We start from the raw sequence: 12,425 nt of genomic DNA, 5'->3' as shown, positions 1-12,425 counted from the left end.
AACTTTCGTGGCCGGAATCGCATCGTGGAAAACGTGGAAATACTCGTCGCCTACGCCTTTCACCGGCCCGACTCCGCGGCGCGTGCTGCGGAGGGCGCAGCTCGGGTGCAGGCCTACTACGCCGATGCCGCCAAACTGGCGGGTCATGACGGCAGCACGAACGGCCTGCACCTGTGGGGCCCCAGCGCGCACTGGCAGCAGCAGGGGACAGTAAGGGTCGCCAGTCTGCATGCACCTGTCGACCACGAGCTGGTCGAGACAGCACGTCGTACGCCGGAGGCCTTCACCGAATTGGCCCCGCCGCTCACCATGGCTGTGCTGGACGGCGACCGGCTGGAGCTGTTCACCGACTCGGCCGGTCTGGGCCGGCTGTTCCAGGTGCGCTTGCCGGACGGCTGGGTGTGGAGCAACCGCCCAGTCGCTGCACTCCTCTTCGCCGGTGTCGGGGCCGTAGCGTCACCGCGGGGCTGGGCGTTCGCTGCGACGTGCGGCTGGTTCATGGGCGACAGTACGCCGTACGAGGGCGTGCTGGCCGTTGCCGGAGCGACCCACATCGTGGCTGACGGCAAGCTGCGTCGCCAGACCACCAGCCGCATCGAGCCGAGCTCCCTGTGGCTGTCCGACGCGATCGAAGAGCCCACCGAAGACGTGCGCCCCGTCGGCCCGCAGCCCGAGTCGCTCGCGGAACCGACTGGGCTCATCGACCGAGCACTCGCCCGGCATCGGCGTACTGAAGGCTTGCCGCACGACCCGTGGAGCCATGTTGCCTACGGCTACTACTACCCGGCTGACCTGCCGAAGACGGACGCCCTGACGTTGTCCGCGAAACTGCTGGTGTTCGGCAGACACCTGGAGACGGCGCTGGTCCCGGCGACCGGCCCGTCCGAGGCTTCCCGAGGGGCCGTGGCCACCCAGATCGAGCACGTCTTGCGCGACGCGGTCCGCGGGGGGATCGAAGACGCCAAGATGCTCGACTACTTCTACCTGATCGAACGCATCCGCCGGAGGAGCGGACCGCCCCCACTCACTAACTCCGCTGCGGGCCGTGAATCCAGTAGTCGCTGAGCGTGGACTCGATGCGGCAGACGAGGTTGATGAGTGGCGCAGGTCCGCCTGGAGGGCGCCCAGTAACCTCGGACCTGTGGATCTGAGCGAGATGCGGCAGACGTACGGGTTGGGTGAGTTGCTCGAGGATCAGCTGGAGGCGGATCCGATCGTGCAGTTCGGCACCTGGTTGGCCCAGGCGACCGAGGCTGGGATCACCGAGCCGAACGCGATGGTGCTGGCGACCGCCGACGCCGACGGCCGCCCGTCAGCACGCACCGTCCTGCTGAAGGGCCTGGACGAGCGCGGCTTCGTCTTCTACACCAACCAGCAGTCCCGCAAGGCCGACGACCTGGCCGCCAACCCGCACTGTGCCCTCGTCTTCCCGTGGCACCCGATGCAGCGCCAGGTCCGGATCGAGGGCACTGCCAGCAAGCTGCCCACCGACGAGGTCGATGCCTACTTCGCTGCCCGCCCGCGGGAGTCCCAGCTCGGTGCCTGGGCCTCGCAGCAGAGCCAGCCCGTCGATTCCCGTGACGAGCTGGATCTGCAGTACGCGTCGTACGAGCGGCAATGGCCCGAGGGCACGGAGATCGCGACGCCGTACTTCTGGGGTGGCTATCGGATCGAGCCGCAGGTGATCGAGTTCTGGCAGGGTCGGGTCGGTCGCCTGCACGACCGCCTGGCCTACCGCCGTACCAACTCCTCCTCGTGGGAGCTGGTCCGGCTCCAGCCCTGAGCAGGCGGCTCTCCCGAAGACTCCCGGATGCCGTGCTTCTCCCACCACCGGACCAGCGGCGCCGGAGCCCACCAGTTCGCCCTGCCGAGCAGCCGCATCGTCGCCGGAACCAGCAGCGCCCGGACGATGGTCGCGTCGAGGGCGATCGCGATCACCAGCCCGACCCCGATCATCTTCACGAACACGATGCCCGAGGTCGAGAACGCCGCGACCACGATCACCAGTAGTAGCGCAGCGCTGGTGATGATCCCGCCGGTCCGCTGCAGCCCGAGCGCGACCGCCTGGGTGTTGTCGCCGGTCCGGTCGTACTCCTCGCGGATCCGGCTCAGCAGGAACACCTCGTAGTCCATCGACAACCCGAACAGCACCGCGAACAGCAGCACCGGATTGGTCGCGTCCAGGAACCCGGCCGGCGTGAAGTCGAGGAACCCGGACAGATGCCCGTCCTGGAAGATCCACACCATCGCCCCGAACGCCGCCGACAACGACAGCACGTTCATCAGCAACGCCTTGAGCGGCAACACAAAGGAGCCGAAGGCAAGGAACAGCAGCAGGAAGGTGATCAGGACAACAAACCCACCCATGTACGGCGCTCGCTCCGCCAGCACGTCCAGCAGATCGATCAGCGCGGCCGTCTCACCACCGACCTCGGTGGTTGTCCCAGCAGGCGGTGCCACAGCCCGTACGGCGTGGACAACGTCCCGCGCGGGCAGCTCCTGGCCGGTGTAATGCGTGTGCACGACCACCTCGGCCACACCGTTCTTGAAACCACCGATCCGTACGTCGTCGACCTCGGGGATCTGCTTGAGCTTCGCCACGTACGGCTGCAACACCGGGGCAGGGTCAGCCTCGTCGAGGCGAACCGCGACGAACACCTCCGACCCGCCGGCCCCAGCGAAGTCGCGTTGCAGGGTCTCGGTCACAGTCCGGGAGGTCGCACCCGACGGCAGCGCTCGGTGGTCAACTCCACCCAACTGTGCTTGCAGGAAAGGGATTCCGAGCACGAGCAGCAGCGGTACGAGAACCAGCACGTAACGCACCGGCCGCCGCATCACGCTGTGTGCCAACCGATACCAGGCCCCGTGGTGGTCGGCCGCCGGACGCCGCCGCAGGAACGGCACCTGCAGGCGGTTCACCCGATGCCCGAGGACGGCAAGCAGGGCAGGCAATGCGGTCAGCGCGGCAACCATTGCCACCACGACAGCCGCGACGCCGCCGTACGCCATCGAACGCAGGAACATCACCGGGAACAAGGCCAAGCTACTGATCGCCACCCCGACAGTCACGCCCGAGAAGGCAACAGTCCGCCCGGCCGTAGCCATCGTCGTGGTCAGTGCCGCCTCGACCTCATTGCCCTTGGCAAGCTCCTCGCGGAACCGGGTGACGATGAACAACGCGTAGTCGATCGCCAGCCCGAGCCCGATCATCGTGACGATGTTGATCGAGAAGATCGACACATCGGTGAACGCCGACAACGCGCGCAGCAGCACGAACGCCCCGAGAATCGCCAGCGCACCAACGAACAACGGCAGCGACGCCGCGACCAGACCACCGAACACCACGACCAGCAGCACCAGCACGATCGGCATCGAGATCGTCTCGGCCTTCACGATGTCCTTCTCGGTCTGCGAGTTCACCTCGTCGAAGACCGCGACCTCGCCGCCCACCTTGGTGTCCAGCCCGGCCGGCCCGCTGCGAACCTGATCGGCGATCCGGTGGAAGGTCTCAAGCCGCTCCTCCGGAGTCGCGCCGGCCAGCGTCAGTACGGCGTACGTGCTGTGCTGGTCCTTCGACACGAGCACCGGGGACTTGCTTCCCCAGTACGTCGTCGCCTGCAGCACGTCGGTCGGCGGCAGCTCGGCGAGATCCTGCTCCACGGCGGACCGGAAGCCCGGATCGGCGACCGTCCGATCGGTACTGCGGTAGAGCACGATCACGTCGGTGCCGGTGCGGCCGACGTTCTGCTCGATGGTGGCGACGGCGTGGGCGGCCTCGGTGTCCGGGGCGTCGAAGCCGCCGTTCGCGAGGGAGCCGAAGACGCCGGTGCCCCAGGCCACCCCGAGGGCGACGAAGATCGCGGTCAGGGCGAGCACCAGGCGGCGGCGCCGATAGCTGAAGTGGCCGAGCGTCTCGAACACGAAACTCTCCCGAGGGGCGTAAAGTCAGGCGGAAAGATTGAGTGAACAGCGTTAACTGTTAACAGTGTTCACTCAAGGATCGACGCTGTCAAGGAGTGTGGTGATGAACCGGCGTGACGAGGCGCGGGCGGCGACGCTGGCCGAGATCAAGGCGGCCGCGCGCCGGCTGCTGATCAGTGGTGGCGTCGCGGCGATCGGCCTGCGGGCCGTGGCCCGCGAGGTGAACCTCACCGCCCCCGCGCTGTACCGCTACTTCCCGAGCCACGAAGCGCTCCTCACCGAGCTGGTCGCCGACCTGTACGACGAACTCACATCCGCGCTGATGGAGCTCGGCTGTGAGGGGGAAGGGGACCTCGGCGCGCAGCTCTACCTGCTGGCCAACGGACTGCGGGACTGGGCGCTGGCACATCCGGCCGAGTTCGCCCTGCTCTTCGGTACGACGGTTCCGAGTCCTGATGCTCCCGACCACAACGACACGTCGGGTCATCGGGCCGCGATGCGGTTCGGGGCGCTGTTCAAGGAGTTGGTGGCGGCGATCTGGCACGAGAAGCCGTTCCCGTACCCGCCCGACGACCAGCTCGGCACCGTGCTGACCGCGCAGCTCACCGCGGAGTCAGAGCACTTCCGGGGGATGCCGCCCGGCGCGATCTACCTGGGCCTGACCTACTGGACCCGGCTCTACGGCCTGATCTGCATGGAGGTCTTCGGCCAGCTGCACTGGGTGCTGCCCGACGCAGCGGCTTACTTCGAGGCCCAGCTCTACGAGATCGGCCTGGCCATGGGCCTCGACTGCCCGACCCCAGAGTAAATAGCTGTGCTGGGTCCAAAAAAAAAGACCCGCGGGCGCTTCCAGGCTCCTGCCGGTTGACAGAAGTCCAGGGCCAGACGGACTACCTGGCTACCCACGGGTCCGGTGGCGGCGTTGGATTGGCCGACCACTTGCCCAAAAGCTAGTGGTTGGCGGTCAGCCCGCCGCCACCTCACGAGTCCGGTAAGAAATCATTCTTAGGACCACCTCCCTTCGCGTGTACCGAAAATCTACGTCGCCCGCGAAGCCGGTTCAACTGCTTTTCGCCCTAAGAGGGGATCTGGGGCCCCCGCGCCTACTGCGCTGCACTCGGCACGGCACCTCGCCGCACTGGGCCAAAGGCCACGATGGAAAAACATCGAGGCCTTCGCCCCAGCACGCCGAGCTACCGCACCGAGCACATGCTCGCTACGGCGCGGGCTCCCCAGATCCCCTCTAGATGAACGACAATCTGCGGCATGGTCTTCAGACTCGGTCTCCCCGTCATCCTGCTGCTGGTCGGAACCGGCTGGTTCGCCTGGGCGTCGTACCGCCGGGCCGCCCAGGCAGAGCGGGCCCTGGCCGAGGTGAACGCCGAGCATCGGGCGTTGCTGCACGAGGTCAGGTCCCTTGAGCGGGCGGTCGCGGCTGCGGAGCAGGGTTTGCGTACGCTCAGCTCGCATCCGTCGGTGCCGCGTGATGTCGCGGTGACCGCCGACCTGACCCTCGCCGATGTCCGGCGACTGGTGGAACGCAAGGAGCTCGAAGACTGATGGCAAAGGTTGGGACCACCACGGTGAAGTCAGGTGGCAGCGTGAAGGCGAAGGTGATCGGCGGCGGCATCGTCGTCGTACTGCTGCTCATCGTGCTGTTCAACGTCTTCAACTTCGCGAGCACCGACGCGAACCGGATCGGCCTGCACTACGGCGGCGGCGTGATCGAGGACAAGAAGTTCAAGTCGGTCATCCCGCCCGGCTCGACCAACAAGATGATCGGCCCCGGCGACACCGTCTACGACTACCCGATCGACCAGCGTTCCTACATCATCGGCGGCGCCGGCGCGGACACCGACAGCGCCGACGAGGTCACCGTGGTCAGCAAGGACAACGTCCGCCTCGGCGTCCGCGTGCAGGTGTACTTCACGCTGAACCGGGACAAGAACGTGCTCGCGTCCTTCCACGAGCGGATCGGTCTGAAGACCGACGCCTACACCGAGCGCGGCTGGAACGACATGCTCCAGTCCTACTTCCGGCCGCAGATCGACCGGGCGCTGTCCGCGGTCGCGACCAACTACAACTGGGCCGAGCTGTACAACAACGAGGCGAAGAAGGCCGAGTTCCAGACCGCCGCGTCCAAGGAGTTCACCCGGCTGCTGCCGGCCGCGGTGGGTGGCGACTACTTCTGCGGCCCGGCGTACAACGGCACCAACAACTGCGGCGAGCTGTCGTTCACGGTGCAGAAGCCGACCCCGCTGGACAAGGGCATCATCGACGGCCTCGAGGCCAAGCAGCGCGCCGAGCTGGCCAAGGCCACCCAGGAGCAGACCAACCAGCGCGTGAACGTCGAGCTGCAGTCGGTCAAGCAGCAGGTCGCGATGCTGGGCGCTCAGGGCTACCTGCTGAAGACCGCGATCGAATCGGGCAAGATCCAGTTCATGGTCATCCCGCAGGGCACCAACGTCGCCATCCCGCCGGGTGCGGCAACCCTTCCCCCGGCCGGCAACTGATCCGATGAGCGCGCTGCCGTCGCACTTGGAGCTTGTGCAGGGTGTCGTCCTGCCCAAGCCGGTCGGCGCGCATCCGGTTCTCGACTTCGTCAACACCCGGTCCGACTGGACCACCCGTGGCCCGGCCCGGACCGAGTGGCTGACGTCGTACGAGGCCTTCCTGATCTGGAACTCGTCGGTCGGCCTGCTGTCACCGGCGGCGGTCTTCCGGCTGATCGAGCAGGCCGGTGGCCGCCCGACCGAGGCGGCCCGCCGGCTCACCACGACACTCGACTTCAGAATCGACCTGTACGACGTACTGACCGGGCGGCCGGACGAGACCGACGGACCGTTCGAGGCGGTCGCCCGGGTGATCGAGCGCGCGTCGGGGCGGCGGCAGTTCGTCCGGACCGAGGGTGATGCTGCGACCTGGGAGCTGCCGGAGGACCTCGCCCGGCCGCTCGACCAGTTGGCCCTGCTCGCCGCCGAGCTGCTCACCAGTCCGGAGCGGGCTCACGTGCGGACGTGCCCCGGCTGCGGCTGGCTCTTCCTGGACGCCCGCGGCCGCCGCCGCTGGTGCTCGATGGCGACCTGCGGCAACCGCGCCAAGGTCCGCGCCCACGCAGCCCGAACGCGTTAGTTGAACAGCGCTAGTTGAACGGCGCTAGTTGAACGGCGCTAGTTGAACGGCGCTAGTTGAACAGGGCTGGGTCCACGCTGATCCAGGTGTGCCGGGCGCGCGCGAGCACTCGTCCGTCGGAGTCGTAGAGCGTGCTGGCCGTGAACGTCTTCCGGCCGTCCATGCCGATGAGCTGTCCGAGCGCGACGCACTCCTCGCCCACCTGAGGCCGCGCGTCGATACAGGCGGTCAGCTGGCCGAGTACCGACGGCCGGCCCTCCATGTCGATCGACCAGCCGCCCGGGCAGTCCAGCGCCGCCCACAGGAAGACCGCGTCCACCAGCCCGTTGGTCGCCAGGTCGGCACTCGGCTGCCACGTGCAAGCCACCCGGCCATCGCCGAGCGGCCCCGGCTTCAGTTGCAGGCCGCTCGCGTTCTCCGGACCGCAGGCAAAGCATGACGGGAACGGATGCCGGCTCAACCCCTTGTACGCCGCCTCCGCCGCCCGCGCCTCGTCAGCCGGAACCGGTTCGACGGTCGCCTCGGCCAGGAAATCGCTCTCGACCGGAACCGCGTCAGCCACCACCGTCGTACCGTCCAGCAGTTGTGCACCGGCGCCGGTCGCCACGAGCTCGAGATCCCTCTCCATCGGAGGAGGCACCCGCAACGTCACCTTCGGCACCAAGCCCTCGCCCAGCTCCGCAGCCAACGCCGTACCGACCAATCCCGCGACGTACCCGCCGTTCCCCGACCGATCCGGCCCCTGGAACCGCCGCTCAACCCGCACCACAGTCATGACCCCCGACCCTAACCCCACCGCCACCCACCCAACCCACCCTCGCGCCCCCTCGCCCCGAATCCCCCCAAAGGTGGGCCAACCCACCCTTGGGCGCGAACCGCGTCTTTGGGAGCCCGCCAACCGTCCCGGGCCCCGAAAAGTGGTTGGTGGCTTCTCAAAGTTGCCCCAGGTGCCCAAAGACACGCCGACCCACCTTTGGGCGCGGGCGGCGTCTTTGGGCGCGAACCGCATCTTTGGGAGCCCATCAACCGTCCCGGGCCCCGAAAAGTGGTCGGTGGCTTCTCAAAGTTGCCCCAGGTGCCCAAAGACACGCCGACCCACCCTTGGGCGCGGGCGGCGTCTTTGGGCGCGAACCGCATCTTTGGGAGCCCATCAACCATCCCGCGCCCCGAAAAGTGGTCGGTGGCTTCTCAAAGTTGCCCCAGGTGCCCAAAGAGCCGCCGACCCACCCTTGGGCGCGAACCGCGTCTTTGGGCGGGTACGGCGTCTTTGGGTCGCCACCGACCATCGGGGGACCGCGAAAGTGGTTGGTGGGTTCTCAAAGTGGGGGCTGGTGGAGGGGCCGGCGGAGGGGGATGTGGATTGGGGGAGGCCAACGGGTATTTCAAGCGGACTTCGGAGACTCCGTAGTCCGATGGATGCGAGAGGTGTGAGCGGTGTGAGTGGTGGGAAGGAAACGGATTTCAGAGAGATCTGAGGATTTCTCGGAAAAGAAGGTGCTGAGGCCTCTGATTCAAACGACCGTTTGAACTATGCTGACTGCAGGCTACGGCCCGTGAGCAGGTGGGGTGCCTGCGCGAGTGGTGGCTGGGGGGAAGGAGAACTCTGTGGAGACACCGGTCGAATCGACCCGGGAACGATTGCTCAACGTCGCCGAACAGCGATTCGGCGAAGGGGGATACGAAGGAACCTCGCTGCGCGCGATCACGGTCGCGGCCGCGGCGAACATCGCGGCGGTCAACTATCACTTCGGCTCCAAGGAGGCGTTGCTGCGCGCGGCGGTGGCGCGCGCGATGGCGCCCGTCAACACCGAACGCAGGCGGCGGCTCGACCAGTTGGAGGCCGGCGGACCGCCGTCGGCCGAGCAGCTGATCCGGGCCTTCGTCGAGCCCGGTCTGGATCTGGTCCTGCGCCGGGGGGAGCGGGGTGCGGTGGTCGCGCGGTTCATCGGACGGATCGCGTTCGATCCGAGCCAGCGCATCCGCGAGCTGTACGTCGCGGAGTCGGATCCGATCGAGGCGCGGTACCTGGCGGCGTTGCGGGTGGCGTTGCCGCACTCGGCGCCGGAGGCGGTCGCCTTCGGGTACGTGAACATGCTCGGACTGCTGGCGCTGCACCAGTCGCAAGCGCTCACACCGGCGCCCGGCGGAGCCGAACTCGAGGAACCCGGCAAGCTCGCCGAGAACCTCATCGCGTTCCTGGTCGCGGCGTTCGACCGCGGCCTCCGCGCCTGACTCCTAGCGTCCGAAGACTCGCAGTACATGGTCGGCGAGTCTTCGGACGTTGCGAGATGTGTTGACCACGCTCGGTAGTGGTTTGTCCGAAGAATGCTCATGGATGTTCGGACTACTGGGTAACGCTGCATAATGGCGCTCCGTGGACCCCAGTGAAGTCGTGGTTGCCGTCGATCTCGGTGGAACCCGGATGAAGTGCGGCCTGGTCGCCGCCGACGGTGCCGTGCTGCACCGGGAGACCAGGCCGACTCCCCGGGCCGCCGGGGGTCGTGCCGTGCTCGACGCGCTGCTGGAGACCGTCGTGGAGCTCGGCCAGAAGGCGGCTGCGGACGGTCACCGGGTGCGTGCGATCGGTGTGGTGGTGCCCGGCATCATCGATGCCGAGACGGGCACCGTCGTGGCCGAGAACCTGGCCTGGTCTGGTACGCCGGTCCGCGCGGAGCTGATCGCCGCGGTCGGCAACGACGTACCGATCGTGCTCGCTCATGACGTCCGGGCCGGCGGGTACGCCGAGCTCCGCCAGGGCGCGCTGGCCGGGACGACCAACTCGCTCTTCCTGCCGCTCGGCACCGGGATCGCCGCCGCAATGGTCGTCGACGGCCGGCTGGTCAGTGGCGACGGGTACGCCGGTGAACTCGGCCACACCCGTTTCATCCAGGGCGACACGGCCGAGCTGTGCGCCTGCGGCCAGTGGGGCTGCCTCGAGACGGTCGCCTCCGCAGCTGCGCTGGCCCGCCGGTACGCCGCTCGCTCCGGTCGGATCGTGGATGGCTCCCGCGAGGTGCTGGAGCTGCTCGCTGCCGGTGACGAGATCGCCGCGGAGGTCTGGCGCGACGCGCTGACCGTCCTGGTCGACGCACTCGTCCTCTACACCACCCTGGTCGCGCCGACCCGGATCGCGATCGGCGGCGGCCTCGTCGGCGCCGGCGAGACGCTGCTGCAGCCGTTGCGCGACGGAGTACACGCACGCCTGACGTTTCAGCGCGAGCCGGAGATCGTGGCCGCCGTGCTGGGAGAGGAAGCCGGCTGCCTCGGCGCCGCGCTCTACGCCTGGGACCGAATCGAGGAGCAGTCATGACGACCTATCGGGTAGGCCGCCTCGTCACCCCTGACGATGTCCTGGAGAGCGCCTGGATCCAGGTCGTCGACTCCGACATCCTGGCCTACGGCCGCCGGTCCGAGGGGATGCCGGCCGACGGCAAACGGCCCGAGGATCTCGGCGACGTGACCGTGGTTCCGGGGTTCGTCGACATCCACACCCACGGCGGCGGCGGTTCGTCGTACTCGACGACCGATCCGGAGGAGGCGCGCAAGGTCGCGGCCTTCCACGCCAAACACGGTACGACGACCACCATGGCCAGCTTGGTCACCGGGCCGCTGGATCTGCTCGCGTCCCAGACCGCCTGCCTGGCTGACCTGATCACCGACGGCATCATCAACGGCGTGCACCTGGAGGGACCGTTCCTGTCCCAGGCCCGGTGCGGTGCGCACGACCCGACGCTGCTGCGCGACCCGGTGGCGGACGACGTCGCCAAGGTTCTCAGTGACGCGGTGCGGATGGTGACGATCGCGCCCGAGTTGGAGCACGGTCTCGACGCGATCCGTCAGGTGGTGGACGCCGGTGCGGTGGCCGCGCTCGGTCACACGGACGCGACGTACGAGCAGATGATCGCCGGTGCGGATGCGGGCGCCACGGTGGCGACGCACCTCTTCAACGGGATGCGGCCGTTCCACCACCGCGACCCTGGCCCGGTGGGCGCGGCGATCAATGACGAGCGGTTGCTGCTCGAGGTGATCAACGACGGCATGCACCTGGATCCGCAGGTCGTGCGAGTCGCGCTGGCCGCGGCCGGCGTGCACCGGATCGCGCTCATCACCGACGCGATGGAGGCGACCGGGATGGGCAACGGCCACTACAAGATCGGCAACCTCGAGGTCGACGTCAAGGACGGGCTGGCCACGCTTGCCAAGCCCCCACACTCGATCGCGGGCAGCACGCTGACCATGGATGTTGCCTTCCGCAACGCAGTCAAGGCCGGCACCTCGCTCGTCGACGCATCGCGGATGGCCTCGACCACGCCCGCTCAGGCCTTCGGCTGGTACGACGTCGGTGCGATCGAGACGGGTCGTCGTGCCGACCTGGTCCTGCTTGATGACGAGTACACCGTCCAGAAGGTGATGCGGGCCGGCGCATGGCTGGACTAGCGGTGGGGCGGGCTTCGAATTTGGTTGGCACGGTCACTCTCAATCTGGCGCTCGATGTCACGTACGACGTTGCTGAGTTGGTCGTCGGCGGTAGTCATCGGGTCGGCCGGGTGCAAGAGCGCGCCGGTGGCAAGGGTGTAAACGTCGCCCGAGTCGCCGCGACGCTTGGGCATCAGACGCTCGTGCTCGGCTTCGTCGGTGGTGTCACCGGAGAACTGGTCGCGGCCGAGCTGTTCGATGCCGGCTTGACCGCGCTGCTGACCCCGATCGCGGGGGAGACCCGGCGAACTGTTGCCATCGTCAACGGTGTCGACGGTGACGCGACGATCTTCAACGAGGCCGGCCCGACGATCTCCGCGGACGAATGGCGCGCCTTCGGTGAGCGCATGCCGTGGGGACGCCTTGGTGTGCTGGCATGTTCGGGCAGTATCCCGCCCGGCCTTCCCGCCGACGCCTACGCCGAGATCGCAGTCCGCGCGCGCCATCACGACGTACTGACTGTGATCGACGCTGGTGGCGATGCGCTGCTCGCGGCCGCGAAGGCCGGCGCTGTGGTTCGCTCGAATGCTGCGGAGCTGCGTGAAGCGGTCGGTGACGTCGAGGTCGAGGACGGTGCCCGGCAGCTCGTTGCCCTCGGCGCAACCGCCGCGGTCATCACCGACGGTCCGCGCGGCATGGTTGCTGCCAGCAACAAAGGCGTTTGGCGCGCGCTCCCGGTCGAGCAGGTCAGCGGGAATCCGACCGGCGCCGGTGACGCCTGTACGGCGGTCGTCGCGGCCGCTGTCGCGGAATCGCCCGACCCCGACTGGTCCGTCGTACTGAAGTCCGCTGTTGCCGCTTCTGCCGCTGCCGTGCTGACACCGGTTGCCGGAGACATCGACCTGGCTGCGTACCGACGCTGGCAGCCTCAGGTCACCGTAAAATAAGGGGAGAAC

The 12,425-nt window shown here is 67.9% G+C and carries 12 protein-coding genes; 10 read left to right on the top strand and 2 right to left on the bottom strand.

From position 1 onward, the window contains the following. Positions 1-33: 33 nt before the first annotated feature. Both OG474_RS09315 and pdxH read left to right on the top strand, forming a co-directional pair. A complete protein-coding gene (locus OG474_RS09315; protein WP_405061830.1) occupies positions 34-1,065 on the top strand; it encodes a hypothetical protein in 1,032 nt (343 codons plus the stop codon). A gap of 76 nt (positions 1,066-1,141) precedes the next feature. Then, positions 1,142-1,783: a pyridoxamine 5'-phosphate oxidase gene (pdxH, locus tag OG474_RS09310; protein ID WP_405061829.1), complete on the top strand. Its 642-nt coding sequence runs from the start codon at positions 1,142-1,144 to the stop codon at positions 1,781-1,783. On the opposite strand, the gene OG474_RS09305 is transcribed toward pdxH, so the two are convergent. After that, positions 1,732-3,921 (bottom strand): MMPL family transporter, encoded by a 2,190-nt coding sequence (locus tag OG474_RS09305; protein ID WP_405061828.1) that lies wholly within the window; start codon positions 3,919-3,921, stop codon positions 1,732-1,734. The genes pdxH and OG474_RS09305 overlap by 52 nt on opposite strands. Positions 3,922-4,024: 103 nt before the next feature. On the opposite strand from OG474_RS09305, the gene OG474_RS09300 reads away from it, so the two are divergent. The 4 genes from OG474_RS09300 (at position 4,025) to OG474_RS09285 (ending at position 7,053) form a co-directional block, all read left to right on the top strand. After that, positions 4,025-4,729: a TetR/AcrR family transcriptional regulator gene (locus tag OG474_RS09300; RefSeq protein WP_405061827.1), complete on the top strand. Its 705-nt coding sequence runs from the start codon at positions 4,025-4,027 to the stop codon at positions 4,727-4,729. A gap of 458 nt (positions 4,730-5,187) precedes the next feature. Next, positions 5,188-5,481, top strand: coding sequence for a hypothetical protein (locus OG474_RS09295; protein ID WP_405061826.1), 294 nt, complete (start codon positions 5,188-5,190; stop codon positions 5,479-5,481). Continuing rightward, positions 5,481-6,434 carry an SPFH domain-containing protein gene (locus OG474_RS09290; protein ID WP_405061825.1) on the top strand — a complete coding sequence of 318 codons (954 nt, stop codon included), beginning with the start codon at positions 5,481-5,483 and terminating at the stop codon, positions 6,432-6,434. Before OG474_RS09295 ends, OG474_RS09290 begins: the two co-directional genes overlap by 1 nt. A gap of 4 nt (positions 6,435-6,438) precedes the next feature. Further along, entirely contained in the window at positions 6,439-7,053 is a 615-nt protein-coding gene (locus OG474_RS09285) for a CGNR zinc finger domain-containing protein (RefSeq protein WP_405061824.1), read from the top strand. Positions 7,054-7,105: 52 nt separating this feature from the next. Here OG474_RS09285 and OG474_RS09280 read toward each other — a convergent pair whose 3' ends face one another. Beyond that, positions 7,106-7,828 carry a hypothetical protein gene (locus tag OG474_RS09280; RefSeq protein WP_405061823.1) on the bottom strand — a complete coding sequence of 241 codons (723 nt, stop codon included), beginning with the start codon at positions 7,826-7,828 and terminating at the stop codon, positions 7,106-7,108. A gap of 830 nt (positions 7,829-8,658) precedes the next feature. On the opposite strand from OG474_RS09280, the gene OG474_RS09275 reads away from it, so the two are divergent. From OG474_RS09275 to OG474_RS09260, 4 genes are all read left to right on the top strand, one after another. Then, positions 8,659-9,285, top strand: a complete 627-nt coding sequence (locus tag OG474_RS09275) for a TetR family transcriptional regulator (RefSeq protein ID WP_405061822.1) — start codon at positions 8,659-8,661, stop codon at positions 9,283-9,285. Between the two features lie 142 nt (positions 9,286-9,427). Continuing rightward, positions 9,428-10,363 carry an ROK family protein gene (locus OG474_RS09270; RefSeq protein ID WP_405061821.1) on the top strand — a complete coding sequence of 312 codons (936 nt, stop codon included), beginning with the start codon at positions 9,428-9,430 and terminating at the stop codon, positions 10,361-10,363. Further along, complete coding sequence (nagA, locus tag OG474_RS09265; protein WP_405061820.1) at positions 10,360-11,490, top strand: N-acetylglucosamine-6-phosphate deacetylase; 1,131 nt, start codon at positions 10,360-10,362, stop codon at positions 11,488-11,490. Before OG474_RS09270 ends, nagA begins: the two co-directional genes overlap by 4 nt. After that, positions 11,478-12,416: a 1-phosphofructokinase family hexose kinase gene (locus tag OG474_RS09260; RefSeq protein WP_405061819.1), complete on the top strand. Its 939-nt coding sequence runs from the start codon at positions 11,478-11,480 to the stop codon at positions 12,414-12,416. Before nagA ends, OG474_RS09260 begins: the two co-directional genes overlap by 13 nt. Positions 12,417-12,425: the final 9 nt, after the last annotated feature.

This window comes from Kribbella sp. NBC_01505, assembly GCF_045040285.1.
Classification (GTDB): domain Bacteria; phylum Actinomycetota; class Actinomycetes; order Propionibacteriales; family Kribbellaceae; genus Kribbella.
The sequence above is the reverse complement of the archived record's forward strand: the minus strand, read 5'-3'. Positions and strand labels throughout refer to the sequence as shown.